This window comes from Providencia sp., assembly GCF_040396775.1.
In the GTDB taxonomy this organism is placed as follows: domain Bacteria; phylum Pseudomonadota; class Gammaproteobacteria; order Enterobacterales; family Enterobacteriaceae; genus Providencia.
The window spans coordinates 79,756-95,669 of sequence record NZ_JBEBNT010000006.1 but is presented as its reverse complement, the minus strand read 5'-3'; the positions used below and the strand labels follow the sequence as shown (position 1 = coordinate 95,669).

Below are 15,914 nucleotides of genomic sequence, written 5' to 3'. Positions count from 1 at the left end.
TGCCCCAATGAAAAAGGAAGCAAGCCTAATACTAATCCAACTAAATATATCTAGTTTACCAATTCGAACTATTACATATACTCTTCAATCGGCACACATGAGCAATGTAAATGACGGTCGCCATAGACATCATCAAGGCGTTTTACCGCTGGCCAATATTTATTCGCTTTGGTTTGTTCCGTTGGGAATACAGCTAGCTCTCGGCTATAAGCGTGTGGCCAGTCACTCGCCAGTTCAGTTTGCACATGAGGGGAATTCACCAGTGGGTTATCCTCTAATGTCCATTTCCCTTCAACCACTTGGTCAATTTCATCACGTATCGCTAACATCGCATCAATGAAACGATTGATTTCTGTGATACTTTCAGACTCAGTCGGTTCAATCATCAATGTTCCCGCGACTGGGAAAGACATCGTTGGCGCATGGAAGCCATAGTCAATCAAACGCTTAGCAATATCTAATTCGCTGATCCCATTATCTTTCTTGATAGGACGTAAGTCGACGATACATTCATGCGCTACATAGCCTTCTTGCCCTGTGTACAGAATGTCATAACGACCCGCAAGGCGCTTAGCAATATAGTTCGCATTCAAAATTGCCACTTGGCTTGCCTTTCTTAAGCCATATGAGCCCATCATGCGAATATACATCCAGCTAATCGGTAAGATTGACGCACTACCAAACGGTGCCGCGGAAACTGCACCTTGGTCAGTAACCATATCTAATTCGACTACGGAATGTCCCGGCACAAAAGGTGCGAGATGCTTTTTCACACCGATAGGCCCCATACCTGGCCCACCGCCACCGTGTGGGATACAGAACGTTTTATGTAAATTAAGGTGAGAAACATCCGCGCCAATAAAGCCCGGCGTTGTCAACCCAACCTGCGCATTCATATTGGCACCATCAAGGTATACTTGCCCACCATGTTGGTGAATAATTTCACACACTTCACGTATGCTTTCTTCGTACACCCCATGCGTTGATGGATAAGTGACCATCACACAGGATAAATCGTTGCTGTGCTGCTGCGCTTTTTCACGTAAATCTGTTAAATCGATATTACCTTCATCATCACAACGCACTACCACCACTTCCATTCCCGCCATATGGGCAGAGGCTGGGTTAGTCCCGTGTGCCGAAGCTGGGATCAAACAAATATTACGCGCGCCTTCATTGCGGCTTTCATGGTAACGGCGAATCGCTAACAGACCAGCATATTCCCCTTGAGCACCCGAGTTTGGCTGCATGCAAACTGCATCGTAACCGGTTAATTGCACCAACCAATGGGAAAGCTGCTCAATCATTTGATGATAACCTTGCGCTTGATCCGCAGGGCAGAATGGGTGTAATTCCCCAAATTCTGGCCACGTAATCGGGATCATTTCCGCAGCGGCATTGAGCTTCATCGTGCAAGAACCGAGTGGGATCATCGCTTGGTTCAACGCTAAATCTTTGCGTTCTAAACTGTGCATATAACGCATCATTTCCGTTTCGCTGTGGTAACGGTGGAAATTAGGATGCGCTAAGATTTCGTCTTTACGCTGTAATGCTGCAGGGATGGCTTGTTCATTTTCAACCACTTGCTGGTCTAGTTTTTCAAAATTTAATTTGTCATCAAAACCAGTGATTACTGCGAATAATTCATTGATGTCTTGGCGAGTAGTTGTTTCACTCAACGTAAGACCTACAGCACCATGAATATCGGTTCGTAAATTGATTTTTGCTTTTTCTGCACGCGCTAACACTGCGGTTTTATCGGCCACTTCAATCGCTAAGGTATCAAACCAAGTTTTATGGCGAGATGCGAAACCCGCATCCGCTAATGCTTTCGCCAAAATTGACGTAAAGCGCTGGATACGCCCTGCAATCAATTTAAGCCCTTCAGGGCCATGGTATACCGCGTACATAGCGGCAATATTTGCCAGTAAGACTTGGGAAGTACAAATATTGGAGTTCGCTTTTTCACGGCGAATATGTTGCTCACGAGTTTGCATTGCCATACGTAGCGCAGTGTTGCCCGCCGCATCACGGGAAACACCAATGATACGTCCCGGCATGGCACGTTTAAACTCATCGCGACAAGCAAAAAATGCTGCATGTGGACCGCCATAGCCCATCGGTACACCAAAACGTTGCGCGGAACCGAAAACAATGTCCGCCCCTTGTTTGCCCGGTGCAGTTAATAGCACAAGCGCCATCATTTCTGCCGCAACGCAGCTGACAATTTGGCGCTCTTTTAATTGAGCAAGCAGCTCAGTATAATCATGGACATTACCTGTTGTGCCAACTTGTTGTAATAACACGCCAAATACGCCCTCATGTTCTAAAACTTTGTCAGCACTGTCGACAATAATTTCAAAACCGAAAGTCCCTGCACGTGTGCGCACCACATCAAGGGTTTGCGGGTGAACATCATCCGCCACAAAGAAGCGTTCTGCATTTTTTAATTTGCTAATGCGTTTCGCCATCGCCATCGCTTCTGCCGCAGCCGTGGCTTCATCCAGTAATGATGCAGAGGCAAGGTCTAACCCAGTCAGGTCAATGGTAAGCTGTTGGAAATTGAGCAGAGATTCTAAACGTCCTTGAGAGACTTCAGGTTGATAAGGCGTATAAGCCGTGTACCAGCCCGGATTTTCCAGTAAGTTACGTAAGATAACCGGGGGCAATACGGCAGGTGCATAGCCCATCCCAATGTAACTTTTGTAGCGTTTATTCAACGATGCAATGGCTTTTAATTCCGCCAATGCTTCTTGTTCGGTAGCTCCGCCACCTACTCTTGGCGGCTCTGGAAGTAAAATGGCCTTCGGCACAATTTTACCCATTAGGTTATCGAGCGATGACGCCCCCACGGTATCTAACATGGTTTTTATTTGTTGTTCTGAAGAACCAATGTGGCGTGAGATAAATTCTGAACGGTTTTCTAATTGACTCAGTGACATCGACATATCTGTGTTCCCATCCTTTGTCTGCTATGCATAAGTTGTCGGGCGGTTATTACGGAACTTGCGAGATAACACTCAAAATCAGTGATGTAGCGATTTGTTTCTTGTTTCTTGTTTCTTGTTTCTTGTTTCTTGTTTCTAACTAATTGTCTTTTTAACACTCTAAAAAAGTGTTTATTCTATATAGTTTGCGTTGTGGCTAGGCGGCAAACGAGACAATCGAGGGGAGCATACACCAGTATGTGACCCAAGTTGTCGAGTGCAGCCAACACCGCCACAACACAAAATATGACGAATAAACTATTCTTCAGCTTCAATCATAGAATTATACCCCGCCGCATCAATCAAATCCGCCAACTCTGCGGTATCCGATGCTTTAATGCGGAAAATCCAACCTTCTTGATACGGCTGTTCGTTCACCAGCTCTGGCGAATCGCTTAGCTCGCTGTTCACTGCCACAATTTCGCCGCTCAGTGGTGCATAGATATCAGACGCGGCTTTTACAGATTCAACCACTGCTACATCATCACCTGCACTGACAACATTGCCTACTTCAGGTAAATCCACAAACACCATGTCCCCTAACGTTTCTTGCGCATGTTCTGTGATACCAACGGTATATTCACCATTGCCTTCATCACGTAGCCACTCATGTTCACGGGTATACATTAACTCTTTAGGTGTATTGCTCATCATTAGCCTCTCATTTTAAATTTATTTATTGGGTTAGCCCAAATTACACTAAGCAGTTACCTTCGCGGACAAAGCCCGGTTTAACCACTTCAACTGGCATTTCTCGCTGTCGAATTTCAACAATCGCTTTGTCTTGAATTCCGTTCGGGACACGTGCTAACGCAATACTGAAACCTAAAGTGGGTGAGAAAGAACCACTGGTAATAACGCCTTCTTTCAATTCACCCAGATCATCCGTAAAGCGAACCACTTGCCCTGCACGCAGTATACCTTTATCACGCATCACAATACCGACAAGTTTTTCAGTTCCTTGCTCACGTAACTTTTCGAGGGCTTCACGGCCGATAAACTGGCGGTCTTCAGGTTTCCATGCAATAGTCCAACCCATATTGGCTGCAAGGGGAGAAATGCTTTCATCCATATCTTGGCCGTATAGGTTCATCCCTGCTTCTAAACGCAATGTATCACGAGCACCTAGCCCTGCAGGATGGACGCCAGCTTTCAATAATTTATGCCAAAAATCAACCACCTGCTCTTTTGGCATTGCAATTTCATAGCCTTTTTCGCCGGTATACCCTGTTGTGGCGATAAATAAATCACCTGTTTGAACACCATAAAACGGCTTCATGCCATCAATGGCTTGATTTTGCTCTGGGGTCAATAATGAATGGACTTTTTCTGGTGCTTTAGGGCCTTGAACGGCAAGAAGGGCTAAATCATCACGAACTTGAATCTCAACCGCATAACCTGAGGCATGTTGCTCAATCCATGCAAGGTCTTTGTCCCGTGTCGCCGAGTTAACGACGAGGCGGTAAAAATCATCAGCAAAGTAATACACAATCAGGTCATCAATCACGCCACCTGACGCATTTAACATACCGGTATACAGTGCTTTGCCTTGCTCAGTCAGTTTATTGATATCATTCGCGAGAAGGTAACGTAGAAAGTCACGGCAGCCACTGCCATGCAAATCGACAATGGTCATGTGGGAAACATCAAACATCCCTGCATCCGTTCGAACAATATTATGCTCATTAATTTGCGAACCATAATGCAATGGCATCATCCAACCATGAAAATCCACCATTTTTGCACCACAAGCAATATGCTCGTCATACAGTGTTGTCTGCTTTACCATGAATACCCTCTTTGTTCGATTAAGATATTTTGGAATGTTTACGGGTTAAAAATACCAATTGGCAATCATTAAATGGGTATTTTTAACCTGACGCAAACGATAACTTCTGTTAAAAAACCTACCACTGTTTGTCTTCTGATCCTATAAAAAAAAATAGGGCGACATACCCACTGTATTACTGATTAGCCCCTACTTTTACCAGTGAATTTTGTTAAATAATTGAGAATGATCACTCAAAAACAGCCTACCACTGCTTATTCAGCTCAAAATATCACCAATTCAGCCTCGAAACACGTGGGTGATTAAATTAACCAAAAGACCATTAAATTAGAAAAACTAATGCGAAAAGTTGATATGATTAGTTTTTTTCAGGCATAGATCCCCATAAAATCACTACCTTTCTACTCTCTTTTGCCAACGTAAATTCACGCTAAAGCTACACCCTGTTTTGTCTATCGTTGTCGCTTTTTCACAACATCATCACGAATAGGCTGATAACGATTCTTAGCATAAAATATAAGTAATTTTATTTATCTATTACCCTAAAAAAACGCACTGAAACGTTGTGTTACACTTTATATCCCTTATCCACAAACTGCCATTAACACTTCAAAATGATCACTTAACATATTGATATATAATGTAATTCCGATAACAAAATCCTGCTAAAAATAAATAACCACATATTATTCGCATATCATGACTGATTAAATAAACTGATTTATATTCTCCCCAATCGATATACGTAGAAGACGCAGAAAACAAATGCTAATGCACCTAAGCGAGTGGTGATGGGCGGTAGCGTACTTAACGACAACTGAATAAATGGAGCCAAAACATGCGAGTACCCAATTCAAGAACCAAGTTATATGGAGGAGCCTGCAGAATGCCCCAATGCAGGTGCCGCTAATACTTCTGTGAGGCCACAATGAAAAAATACTTAACCCCCGGCATACTGATTATCGCCCTGTTTAGCCTAACAGGGGGTTTCCCCGATAAAAAAACAAACATGTTGCCCGCCAATACGTGGGGGTTTAACCATGTTAAAGGCACTTATGTGAACTGGTATAAAGTGAACGGTGCCCGCGGCCGCGGGGCAACCGCATCCTGCTGCATTATGGTGCCCGAAAAATGGTCACCAGACCAAACCGTGTTAGTGGAATGGGAAGTCGACCCCAATGCTTATCCCACTGATTCACCCGGTGTTGGCGACCCAAAATTTGAAGCTTATATGGTAAAACATAAGGCCAATTACCGCCATTACAGCAAAGTGGTGCCCATCCCACAATATGACGAAGCCTGTGATGTCAAAGTGCATTTTCTACCCTGCCAAGAGGTGAAAATCACCTTGTCCTGTTTGGCCCCTTGGCTTCCTGACTACCCAATTCAAGAACCTTTAGACCAAGAGGAGCCTGCAGAATGCCCCAATGCAGGTGCCGCTAGTACTTCTGTGAGGCCACAATGAAAAAATACTTAACCCCCGGCATACTGATTATCGCCCTGTTTAGCCTAACAGGGGGTTTCCCCGATAAAAAAACAAACATGTTGCCCGCCAATACGTGGGGGTTTAACCATGTTAAAGGCACTTATGTGAACTGGTATAAAGTGAACGGTGCCCGCGGCCGCGGGGCAACCGCATCCTGCTGCATTATGGTGCCCGAAAAATGGTCACCAGACCAAACCGTGTTAGTGGAATGGGAAGTCGACCCCAATGCTTATCCCACTGATTCACCCGGTGTTGGCGACCCAAAATTTGAAGCTTATATGGTAAAACATAAGGCCAATTACCGCCATTACAGCAAAGTGGTGCCCATCCCACAATATGATGAGGCCTGTGATGCCAAAGTGCATTTTCTGCCCTGCCAAGAGGTGAAAATTACCTTGTCTTGTTTGGCCATTACACACCCAGATTATCCAATTCAAGAACCAAGTTATATGGAGGAGCCTGCAGAATGCCCAACCTCAACCCGCTAACACCCATAAACCACCTTAAGCTAAATGTCTTAATTAATGGTATTAAGAGCTCGATTGCTAAACAGCAGGTCACCCAGGGTGACCCTTGTTGGGCACCACCGCAATTCCCAGAACAAGGGCGCCTTCCCCTGTCAATACGCGCACTGGAAGCGAATATAGGTAAAATTGAGGACAAAGAGCGAGAACACCGCCTCGGCTTCCCCAGCAAAAACCGCAACCCATGCTGCAAAACCGTGCATATTAGCCTGTTTTTTGATGGCACCAATAATAATGACAAAAATGATACCGCCGAAAAGCACCCCTCAAATGTAGCGAAGCTATACCATGCTAGTGCTCCTGATGTAAAGGAAGCAATTAGTAGAGGCTTTTATGCTTATTATTTGCCCGGTGTCGGTACGCCTTTTCCTGAAATTCACACCAATGAGTATTATGGTAGTGGGTTAACCTTTGCCACAGGGGGGGAGGCCCGCGTCAGTTGGGCGCTAATGAATGTCTGCAATGCATTACATCACGAAATAACAAAAAACGAGATACCCATCGCAGAGCGGCGCCGTGTCTTAGACAATATCAGCACCCGTTCATCAGACAGCGACAATCCTTCTGGCACCTATGACCCGAGTCTCTCGCTATTTAACCGTTACAACCCGCTTAATGGCATTTTGGAGCTCCTGCAACCCATTAAGGATAAATTATTAAGCCACGTGCCAAAATTAGTGGCACTAAAGCTGTATGTTTATGGTTTTCCCGTGGGGCTGCCGAGGCTCGCACGTTTGTCTACTGGTTAAATAGGCTCTTAGATAATATCTACTATTCGCCTACGCGATCTAGCCCCCTGTATAGCAAAGGGCAATTATATGGCCTGCCCGTTTCGGTGGAGTTTTTAGGGCTTTTTGATACGGTAGCAGCCGTGGGGATTGCCAATGTCGTGCCAATGATGACGGGGCATAATGGCTGGGCAGGTGGTACCCAGCAGTTACCTAAATCTGACTTAATCAAATGTTGTTATCACTTAGCGGCCGCCCACGAGCAGCGCCAATCCTTTTGTTTAGATTCGGTTCGTACCCCCGAGGGCATTTACCCCCCCAATACCTATGAAGTGATTTACCCCGGCATGCACTCCGATGTGGGCGGAGCTTACCCCGTTGGCGACCAAGGAAAATCCCGAGACAGTGCAAATGAGTTACTCTAACAAATCACCCTGCATGATATGTGTGCCGCTGCCATTGATGCTGGCGCACCATTGGCGATTGCACCAGAGAGCTTCTTGTTGTTATCACAAAGGTGGCAAGAAGCTTACTTTTTTAGGAAAATGGATCAGGATTCATCCGAAGAGTTTTCTTTTTCCCCGCATCTTGTCGACAAATTCAATGCCTGGCGAGCCCATACGTTACCAGAAACAACCAACACGCCCCCTCACCAAGCGAAACAAGCGTTTGTGGCGCAACGCTTTGCCACCGCCGATATTGAAAGCGTGATTGAGGCACAGTTAACCCTAATAACCGCTTGGCGTATTGGCCGTTATGCCTCCCACCCCCATTCGTCTATTCACCTCGCGCAGCAGCCTTTTTTCCAAAAAGCGCCGCAGCACGCGAAAATCACTGCACAACCGTTTGAACCCAACTATGGTCCCCAAGCCGTTGAGACACTTATTGAGGAATACCACGAAACCGAGCAAAAAATTCAAGCCATCGCGAAAAAACGAGAAACAGAAAAAGCGATGCAGCCAGATTTGAAAAATTGGGTTGCGACCAATGTGGGCACGCCGACCTTTGACGCCACCAATGCCCGAGGGCAGTTGTGGGAAGCCGCGCTCGAATTTGCCGCTGATTATAATGGCGCACCACGCCCAGCCCCTTTAATTGATACCTCGTCTCGGCGGACAAAAGAAGACTGCGTACGGGATGAACACCCCTACCTTGGGTCAATGGAGGCATGTGAGCGGCTACCTGAGCTCAGCTTCCCCATTTCCGTTTCTGGGCAATCTTATCTCTTAAAATTAGTGGATGATAAGCTGGAAGAAACCGCCTTTCTGCTCACCAATCAACATGAGCACGAAGAATATGAACGACTTCGCGATGTCAGCCAAAAACTCTTTGCCGATGTTATCTCGCCACAGCTTTACGGCGTAACAAATACCCCTGAACTGGCCAAGGTCATTTCACTGTTTGATGACGATATTCATGACTCCCGTGCTTGGTTTATGCACTCGGAAAGTGGGATCCGAGAGCCTTTTTCCAGCTATTTTTTATCCCGCATGATTTACTTTGGCGATCATTGGAATAAATCCTTAAAGCTTATTCCGCGAGAGAAAATAAGGGGTGTTCCGGTGGCACCCAGCGCAGCACTCGCCTTCTATTATCTTCCGACTTATGGGCTGCGGTTATATAACCAACTCACCAATCAAGAAGTGCCTTTCGATGAAAGCCATTTTCCACCGGCGAGCAATCGCGTCATCGAGCTTATCCGCGAAATCATACAAAAACGCCAAGAAGAGGCTCACCGAAACATTATCGAACAGCTGCACATCATCGCCAACGCAAAATAGCCTCGGTACTCTTGTTATTGATTGCAAAGATAAAGAATTTAAGGAGTTACACGATGCGAGCCCCCGAAATCGCCGAAGCCCTGTGACTATTATGCAGTACCTGTCGATGGACTTAGGAGAAAAAAGGGATTGGCGAACTAATGAAGCGCGTATGGTCGCATTTTTAGAAGATGGCGAAGCGCCTCATTCCTTAATCCAAACTCAACTCTTTGGCACTAAGCCTCTGATTCTAGGATCGGTTCCCGATACCTGACTTGAACCCAGCTATTACCGGAAAAAAAGTGATCCGTGGTTATCTTGGTAGTGTTGATGGCACGCTGACCATCACTCGTGGTGGTCACATTCCTGATCATGAATTTGGGGCTGGCTTTCGCTGTGTTGAAAACCTTTAATGTGCACAAATGCCCCAGAGGTGCAAAATGTAAAAAATCCACCATCTATACAAGATGGCGGATTTTCGCAGAATGAGCTGTTTAAGGGCAAGTTTAGGAATAATGCCTCAGCATAACACCCTACGCCGCCCTATATTTATGAGAATACCTGACGCCGATTTAACAGCTTACACCGACTCTTCAACGGATATTTTTTCCAGCCACTTAGGCATATCAAACAGCCCCATCGCGTGGTTCAATAGTTGAGGTTTTACACCCGGTAGGCTATCTGCCAATACTAAACCGATATCACGCAAAAGTTTTTTCGCGGGATTATTGCCATCGAACAACTCACGGAAACCTTGCATCCCCGCTAACATCAATGCAGCACTGTGTTTACGGCTACGCTCATAGTCACGCAAATAAAAATACTGACCAAAGTCCTTACCTTCACGATGCAAGCGCTTAATTTCACCCATTAACATCGCCACATCCATAAACCCAAGGTTAACGCCTTGCCCAGCCAATGGATGGATGGTATGAGCAGCATCACCGAGTAATGCTAATCGCTGCGCCGCAAACTGCCGTGCATAACGCCCTGTGAGCGGAATGGTTATACGGTCACTTTCGACTTGGCAAAGGCCAAGCTGGACATCGAACGCGACAGCAAGTTCTTTATCAAAATCGGCTTTATCCAACGCTTGGCGCCTTGCGGCTTCTGTTGCCGGTTGTGACCAAACGATGGAGCAAAGATGCGGGTCAGCCAATGGCAAAAAGGCTAGAATACCTTCGCCATCAAAGGATTGACGCGCAACACCCTCATGGGGTTTTTCTGTGCGAATGGTTGCCACCAGCGCGGTATGTTCATAATCCCAAAACGTCAGAGGGATATCGGCATGGCTGCGTAACCACGAATTCGCGCCATCTGCGCCAACAATTAGCCTTGCGGTCAGCATACTTTCATCATCTAACGTGATAAACACATCGTTCTCCCCCCACACCACCTTTTTGATGGTGGCAGGTGCCAATAATGTCACATCACGTAGCTCTGACGCTTTTTGCCACAATGCATCACGAACCACATTATTTTCAACAATATGGCCTAAATGGGTAAGATTGCGCTCTTGCGCTGAAAATGTGATACGGCCAAAACTGTTATTGTCCCACACTTCCATACCGTTATAGGCAGCGGCTCTCATGCCTTTAATCGTTGACCAAACACCTAAATGGGTTAACAGTTTTTCACTTGCCGCATTAATCGCGGATACCCGTAATGCATAAGGCTCCGACGCAGAAAATGTCTTTTTCGGTGGGTGATTTTCCACCACAGCAACGCGCAGGCCGCTTCCTTCAAGGCCACATGCAAGGGCAAGCCCCACCATGCCACCACCAGCGATAACCACATCAAACGATTGCATACTTTTTTCCTCTTTATTTCGTGGTTATTGGTGAACAACCCAACCCAATGTTTGACGAGCCAAAACATCACGGACAGGCGGCAACATCTCCATTGCCATTAAACCTAAATTTCTTCCCACAATTAATGGGATACAGCGATTTGCAAATACACGAACCAAGCCGTCAGTCATGGTCACGGTTTTTTCTCGGTCAATTGCACGCGCTTGTTGATACTGGCTTAATAGGGAATAACTGCCAATATCTTGCTGATTTTCATGAGCCTTAACCAGAATTTGTGCCAGTTGCATCACATCACGGATACCAAGGTTAAACCCTTGCCCCGCGATGGGGTGTAACGTTTGAGCGGCATTTCCGACTAAAACGACACGGTGGCTCACTGGATTCAGGGCTTTGCGCAGCGCCAGCGGGTAACAATGGCGTTTGCCCGCCATGTCTATTTTCCCTAAGCGCCAACCAAATGCGGTTTGTAACTTGTTGATAAAGGTTGCATCATCCCATGCACTAATCGCATTCGCATGTTCTTGGTGATGGCACCAAACGAGCGAACTACGGCCTTCTGACATGGGTAATAACGCCAGTGGCCCAAACTCGGTAAAACGTTCGAAAGCTTGGCCTTGCGGGTCAATGGCCGTTTTCACATTAGCAATAATCGCCACTTGGCCATAATCATCCTGCTGCCACTGCATATTACAGGCTTGCCCCACTAAAGAACGACTACCATCGGCGGCAATGATTAGCGCCCCACTCACCGTTTCCCCCGTATCTAATGTCACGGTGACAGAATCTTGTTCGCGGTGGATATGTTCAACCTTTGCAGGGCAATGTAGCGTTACCCCCGGTGCTTTTCGTAATAATGAAAAGAGGCGAGCACCGGCTTCATGCAGCTCAATCACATTGCCAAGTGCAGGAATATGATAGTCTTTTGCATTGATATTCACAAAACCCGCATGACCGCGGTCAGACACATGAACGTGAGTAATCGGCGTTACGCAATCAGCAAACGCAGGCCATACCCCTATTTTCGCTAAATATTGGCATGTACCATGGGCTAATGCGATGGCACGTGCGTCGAATCCGGGGTGTTTACCTTCTGGCAAAGAGGCCTCGATTAATGAAACCGATAATTTTCCTTGGCTAAGTGAAGAAATCGCCAGTGCCAATGTCGCACCAGCCATTCCTCCACCCACGATGATCACATTCATGGGTTGTTTTTTACCTTTTTATGATTAACCTTTTACCGTTAATAACCGCTACCCCAAACGCTGTTTTGCAGCCGCCATTAGGGCTTCAATTTCATTAGGGTCTTTGACCACTAAGTCCGTTAAGTTTTCATTCCCGTTTTCAGTGATCACAATATCATCTTCAATACGAACACCGATGCCACGGTATTGTGGCGGTACATCAGCATCTGGCGCAATATATAAACCAGGTTCAACCGTCAGCACCATGCCCACTTCTAATGTACGGTCACGGTCTGTACCATAGAACCCCACATCGTGCACATCTAACCCTAGCCAATGACTTAAACCATGCATAAAGAAAGCTTGATATGCTTTGTTTTCGATCAATTGATCGACATCGCCATGTAAAATTCCGAGCGCAACCAACCCTTCGGTTTTAATCCGCACGATTTCACGCGTGACTTCATGGATACTGGTGCCTGGGCGATATAACGTTAATGCGGTGTCTAATGCTTTGAGAACAATGTCATAAATTTCACGTTGTGCCTGACTAAACTTACCATTAACGGGGAACGTACGGGTAATATCCCCTGCATAGCCGTCAAACTCGGCACCAGCGTCAATCAGCACTAACTCACCATCTTTCATTTGGCATTCATTTTCGGTGTAATGCAAAATGCAGGCATTTTCGCCGCTACCAACAATCGAATTATAAGATGGGAAGCGCGCTCCATGACGAGTAAATTCGTGTTCTAACTCACCACAGAGTTGGTATTCATACATATTTGGGCGGCAAGTTTCCATTGCGCGAATATGTGCCAAGGCAGAAATACGCCCCGCCTCACGCATTGTGTTCAGTTCGGCTTCAGATTTAAATAAGCGCATTTCATGGACAATTGGGCGCCAATCGATAACCGTTTGCGGCGCACGTAAATTACGGCGGCTACCTTTACGCAAGGTTTCTAACGCATCAAACACCAGCTTATCTGCGTAAGCAAATTCACCCTGTGCATGATAAACCACATCCAATCCATTCAGTAATTGGTAAAGTTGCTCTTCAATTTCATCGAAAGGTAATGCTTTATCGATACCCAGTTTTTCAGGTGCAGCTTCCTGACCAAGGCGGCGGCCAAACCAAATTTCAGCCGTTAAATCACGAACGCGGTTAAAAAGAACGGTATGGCTATGTTTTTCATCGCTTTTAATCAATACTAATACTGCTTCTGGCTCACTAAACCCTGTCAAATACAGAAAATCACTGTGTTGACGATACGGGTATTCACAATCGGCATTACGCTGCACAGGTGGTGCAGAAAAAATAATTGCGGCACTCCCTGCGTCCATTTTTGCCAATAATGCATTGCGACGAGCAACAAACTCCTGTTTATTCATACCGTTTTTGCCTTATTATCTGGATTATTAGGTTGCTAACATATTGTTGCTGCCAATATGCGCGACGATAATGACTTAACACTGATTAAAATCGACTTAAAGCCGCTTCGTTCTACCTTTCGATAAAACAAAGTGGCAGGATTTAATGACAAACAAGTCGGGATTAGTGAAGGACTGGCTTGTTATTTTCAACAGCTGTTGGGCCTTTTTTCGGCTCAATTAACGCGATATAACATAACTGCACAGCTACTCTCACGTACTCCACCACTTCTTCCAGTGCTTGTTCGAGCTCTTCTTGGTCTTCATCTTCATCGTAACCAAGCATCCCGATATTACGCAGATCCGTAATGACTTCGCTGATTTCTTTTTTATCAGCTAATTTCGGTTGTGCGACACCCACGCCTAATAAAAAGTGATTAACCCAGCCCGCTAATGCGTCTGCGTGGTCAAATATCGACGCCTCTTCATCAGGGAACAGCATGGTAAATGCAAATTCGCTGTCATCGAGTGCTTCAAATGTGGTATCGAACAGCTCGCGCAGAGGTTGAGCGACCGTTTGTGGGAATGCAAGGCCATCGTTTGCAAGATCATGAACAAGTGTTTGCCAGCCATGGTCACGACTTCCGCCACAGATTAACCCCGTTATTAAACCATGGATTTCCGCGGCAGTAAGTGCTATTGAGTGCTGTTGCAGCAGTTTGTCCAGTGATTCATAGTTTGGTAAAGATTTTTGTATAGACATCTGAATTCGTCATGTTAGCTTATGATTCGTGATATGCTACCATCAAGGGTAGTCGCTAACCAGTATGCTTTTGTCTTATCTATTAATTGCGCCAAATATGATGTATTTATGGCGAGTATTATTCAGTATGGAGGTTTCATGTCCGCACAACCTGTCGACATTCAGATTTTTGGGCGTTCAATGCGCGTTAATTGCCCATCAGAACAAAAAGAGGCCCTTCTTGAGTCGGCTAAAGAATTAGAACAACGCTTGCAAAATCTGAAAGATAAAAGCGGTGTTACCAATATGGAACAGCTTATTTTTATCGTAGCATTGAACGTCTGTCACGAATTAGCACAAGAAAAGACAAAAACGCGTGATTATGCTTATAATATGGAAGAGAAGATAAAAATGTTGCAACATACCATTGAACAAGCGTTGCACGATCAGGTGAAGATCACTGAGAGGCAGGTATTGCCCTTAGAGTAAATCTGCTTATTAATCAGACACTAGTAGAAAAAAATATACAAAATTAGGGTTGCATTTTAAATCTAGTTTCGTACAATGAAGTCACTGAGTAACGATAAGTTCTCAAACCAAATTTCTCTGAGATGCGCGTGAGTGGGCGAGTCCCCTGAGCCGATATTTCAACTAAAAAGAATGCGGTTATTGCGCTGGTGAGCATGCCTGGATTCGTTCAGGAAGCCTAAAGGTTGCTAAACTGCGTTCACCTTGAACCAAGGGTTCAAGGGTTACAGCCTACAACGGCATCTTGGAGACCCTCAATTTTTTCGTGTTATACTTTCAATCTCTCAAGCTCAATTTATTAACCTACACTATTTCTGGCCTTGCGATATACTGTTTTGAATATTGCTATTTCCTATCGCCGCCCACTGTAGGTTATTTATATGCAAGACACACTTTCTACGCAACGCCAACAAATCCGCCAAACCATACGCCAAGCTCGACGTCAGTTAACCCCTGAGCAGCAAAAAATAGCGGCTGAACGAGCCAAGCTCAATGCGTTACAGCACCCTAAAATTGCACAAGCAAAAAATATCGCGCTATTTTTATCATTTGATGGTGAAATTAATACCCAACCACTTATCGATGCTCTATGGCAACAAAATAAACAGGTTTACTTGCCTGTTTTGCACCCTTTTAGTGCCCATCATTTGCTATTTCTGCACTATCGCCCTGATACACAACTCGTAAAAAACCGTTTTAATATTGCCGAGCCCCCCTTAGATGTGCGTGATGTTTTACCGCCAGAACAACTTGATGTGATGTTAATCCCCTTAGTAGCCTTTGATAGCCAAGGGCAACGCTTAGGTATGGGCGGTGGTTTTTACGATAGAACGTTAGCGAATTGGCAACAAAGTGGTTTTTACCCTATAGGGCTGGCTCATGATTGCCAACAGGTTGAACAGCTGCCTGTTGCGCATTGGGATATTCCACTGCCTGAAATTATTACCCCAAAAAAAATATGGCGCTGGTAATAATACCTACGCCATATCATGAGAAATAAAAAGGGT

15 protein-coding genes and 1 other RNA gene are annotated in these 15,914 nt (G+C 45.4%); 9 read left to right on the top strand and 7 right to left on the bottom strand.

Annotation, left to right across the window (positions count from 1 at the left end; all coding sequences use genetic code 11):
- Positions 1-71 precede the first annotated feature (71 nt).
- The 3 genes from gcvP to gcvT form a co-directional block, all read right to left on the bottom strand.
- Positions 72-2,948 (bottom strand): aminomethyl-transferring glycine dehydrogenase, encoded by a 2,877-nt coding sequence (gcvP, locus tag ABWP91_RS09165; RefSeq protein ID WP_353243006.1) that lies wholly within the window; start codon positions 2,946-2,948, stop codon positions 72-74.
- 297 nt (positions 2,949-3,245) lie between these two features.
- Positions 3,246-3,638, bottom strand: coding sequence for a glycine cleavage system protein GcvH (gcvH, locus tag ABWP91_RS09160; protein WP_273827314.1), 393 nt, complete (start codon positions 3,636-3,638; stop codon positions 3,246-3,248).
- A gap of 43 nt (positions 3,639-3,681) precedes the next feature.
- A complete protein-coding gene (gcvT, locus tag ABWP91_RS09155; RefSeq protein ID WP_353243005.1) occupies positions 3,682-4,776 on the bottom strand; it encodes a glycine cleavage system aminomethyltransferase GcvT in 1,095 nt (364 codons plus the stop codon).
- Positions 4,777-5,704: 928 nt separating this feature from the next.
- Here gcvT and tli1a (ABWP91_RS09150) point away from each other — a divergent pair.
- The 6 genes from tli1a (ABWP91_RS09150) to ABWP91_RS09125 all read left to right on the top strand — a co-directional run bounded on the left by tli1a (ABWP91_RS09150) (position 5,705) and on the right by ABWP91_RS09125 (position 9,548).
- The gene (gene tli1a, locus ABWP91_RS09150) at positions 5,705-6,241 is read left to right on the top strand and encodes a Tli1a family immunity protein (protein WP_353243004.1); all 537 of its coding nucleotides are present in this window, start codon (positions 5,705-5,707) and stop codon (positions 6,239-6,241) included.
- On the top strand, positions 6,238-6,750 hold the full coding sequence (gene tli1a, locus ABWP91_RS09145; RefSeq protein WP_353243003.1) for a Tli1a family immunity protein: 513 nt from the start codon (positions 6,238-6,240) through the stop codon (positions 6,748-6,750). The genes tli1a (ABWP91_RS09150) and tli1a (ABWP91_RS09145) overlap by 4 nt, the downstream gene beginning before the upstream one ends.
- On the top strand, positions 6,729-7,535 hold the full coding sequence (locus ABWP91_RS09140) for a T6SS phospholipase effector Tle1-like catalytic domain-containing protein (RefSeq protein WP_353243002.1): 807 nt from the start codon (positions 6,729-6,731) through the stop codon (positions 7,533-7,535). Before tli1a (ABWP91_RS09145) ends, ABWP91_RS09140 begins: the two co-directional genes overlap by 22 nt.
- A gap of 86 nt (positions 7,536-7,621) precedes the next feature.
- On the top strand, positions 7,622-7,939 hold the full coding sequence (locus ABWP91_RS09135; protein WP_353243001.1) for a phospholipase effector Tle1 domain-containing protein: 318 nt from the start codon (positions 7,622-7,624) through the stop codon (positions 7,937-7,939).
- Positions 7,940-7,957: 18 nt separating this feature from the next.
- Complete coding sequence (locus tag ABWP91_RS09130; RefSeq protein ID WP_353243000.1) at positions 7,958-9,295, top strand: T6SS phospholipase effector Tle1-like catalytic domain-containing protein; 1,338 nt, start codon at positions 7,958-7,960, stop codon at positions 9,293-9,295.
- An 82-nt stretch (positions 9,296-9,377) separates the two neighbouring features.
- Positions 9,378-9,548 carry a hypothetical protein gene (locus ABWP91_RS09125; RefSeq protein ID WP_353242999.1) on the top strand — a complete coding sequence of 57 codons (171 nt, stop codon included), beginning with the start codon at positions 9,378-9,380 and terminating at the stop codon, positions 9,546-9,548.
- 306 nt (positions 9,549-9,854) lie between these two features.
- Here ABWP91_RS09125 and ubiI read toward each other — a convergent pair whose 3' ends face one another.
- The 4 genes from ubiI to ABWP91_RS09105 form a co-directional block, all read right to left on the bottom strand.
- The gene (ubiI, locus tag ABWP91_RS09120) at positions 9,855-11,084 is read right to left on the bottom strand and encodes an FAD-dependent 2-octaprenylphenol hydroxylase (protein WP_353242998.1); all 1,230 of its coding nucleotides are present in this window, start codon (positions 11,082-11,084) and stop codon (positions 9,855-9,857) included.
- Positions 11,085-11,108: 24 nt separating this feature from the next.
- The gene (gene ubiH / locus ABWP91_RS09115; RefSeq protein ID WP_353242997.1) at positions 11,109-12,287 is read right to left on the bottom strand and encodes a 2-octaprenyl-6-methoxyphenyl hydroxylase; all 1,179 of its coding nucleotides are present in this window, start codon (positions 12,285-12,287) and stop codon (positions 11,109-11,111) included.
- A 48-nt stretch (positions 12,288-12,335) separates the two neighbouring features.
- The gene (gene pepP, locus ABWP91_RS09110; protein WP_353242996.1) at positions 12,336-13,658 is read right to left on the bottom strand and encodes a Xaa-Pro aminopeptidase; all 1,323 of its coding nucleotides are present in this window, start codon (positions 13,656-13,658) and stop codon (positions 12,336-12,338) included.
- 163 nt (positions 13,659-13,821) lie between these two features.
- Positions 13,822-14,400, bottom strand: a complete 579-nt coding sequence (locus tag ABWP91_RS09105; protein ID WP_353242995.1) for a YecA/YgfB family protein — start codon at positions 14,398-14,400, stop codon at positions 13,822-13,824.
- A gap of 138 nt (positions 14,401-14,538) precedes the next feature.
- Between ABWP91_RS09105 and zapA the strand changes: the two genes are divergently transcribed.
- From zapA to ABWP91_RS09090, 3 genes are all read left to right on the top strand, one after another.
- Positions 14,539-14,868: a cell division protein ZapA gene (gene zapA / locus ABWP91_RS09100; RefSeq protein ID WP_047756767.1), complete on the top strand. Its 330-nt coding sequence runs from the start codon at positions 14,539-14,541 to the stop codon at positions 14,866-14,868.
- 111 nt (positions 14,869-14,979) lie between these two features.
- A non-coding RNA gene (ssrS, locus tag ABWP91_RS09095) (6S RNA) lies at positions 14,980-15,162 on the top strand.
- Between the two features lie 125 nt (positions 15,163-15,287).
- Positions 15,288-15,878, top strand: a complete 591-nt coding sequence (locus tag ABWP91_RS09090; protein ID WP_353242994.1) for a 5-formyltetrahydrofolate cyclo-ligase — start codon at positions 15,288-15,290, stop codon at positions 15,876-15,878.
- Positions 15,879-15,914 lie beyond the last annotated feature (36 nt).

Excerpts from the sequence above, each read along its gene's own strand:
- ABWP91_RS09130 (WP_353243000.1), top strand. The coding sequence starts at position 7,958 with ATGTGTGCCGCTGCCATTGATGCTGGCGCACCATTGGCGATTGCACCA.
- gcvT (WP_353243005.1), bottom strand. The coding sequence starts at position 4,776 with ATGGTAAAGCAGACAACACTGTATGACGAGCATATTGCTTGTGGTGCA.
- gcvP (WP_353243006.1), bottom strand. The coding sequence starts at position 2,948 with ATGTCGATGTCACTGAGTCAATTAGAAAACCGTTCAGAATTTATCTCA.
- tli1a (WP_353243003.1), top strand. The coding sequence starts at position 6,238 with ATGAAAAAATACTTAACCCCCGGCATACTGATTATCGCCCTGTTTAGC.
- tli1a (WP_353243004.1), top strand. The coding sequence starts at position 5,705 with ATGAAAAAATACTTAACCCCCGGCATACTGATTATCGCCCTGTTTAGC.
- gcvH (WP_273827314.1), bottom strand. The coding sequence starts at position 3,638 with ATGAGCAATACACCTAAAGAGTTAATGTATACCCGTGAACATGAGTGG.
- pepP (WP_353242996.1), bottom strand. The coding sequence starts at position 13,658 with ATGAATAAACAGGAGTTTGTTGCTCGTCGCAATGCATTATTGGCAAAA.
- ABWP91_RS09105 (WP_353242995.1), bottom strand. The coding sequence starts at position 14,400 with ATGTCTATACAAAAATCTTTACCAAACTATGAATCACTGGACAAACTG.
- ABWP91_RS09140 (WP_353243002.1), top strand. The coding sequence starts at position 6,729 with ATGCCCAACCTCAACCCGCTAACACCCATAAACCACCTTAAGCTAAAT.
- zapA (WP_047756767.1), top strand. The coding sequence starts at position 14,539 with ATGTCCGCACAACCTGTCGACATTCAGATTTTTGGGCGTTCAATGCGC.
- ubiH (WP_353242997.1), bottom strand. The coding sequence starts at position 12,287 with ATGAATGTGATCATCGTGGGTGGAGGAATGGCTGGTGCGACATTGGCA.
- ABWP91_RS09090 (WP_353242994.1), top strand. The coding sequence starts at position 15,288 with ATGCAAGACACACTTTCTACGCAACGCCAACAAATCCGCCAAACCATA.
- ubiI (WP_353242998.1), bottom strand. The coding sequence starts at position 11,084 with ATGCAATCGTTTGATGTGGTTATCGCTGGTGGTGGCATGGTGGGGCTT.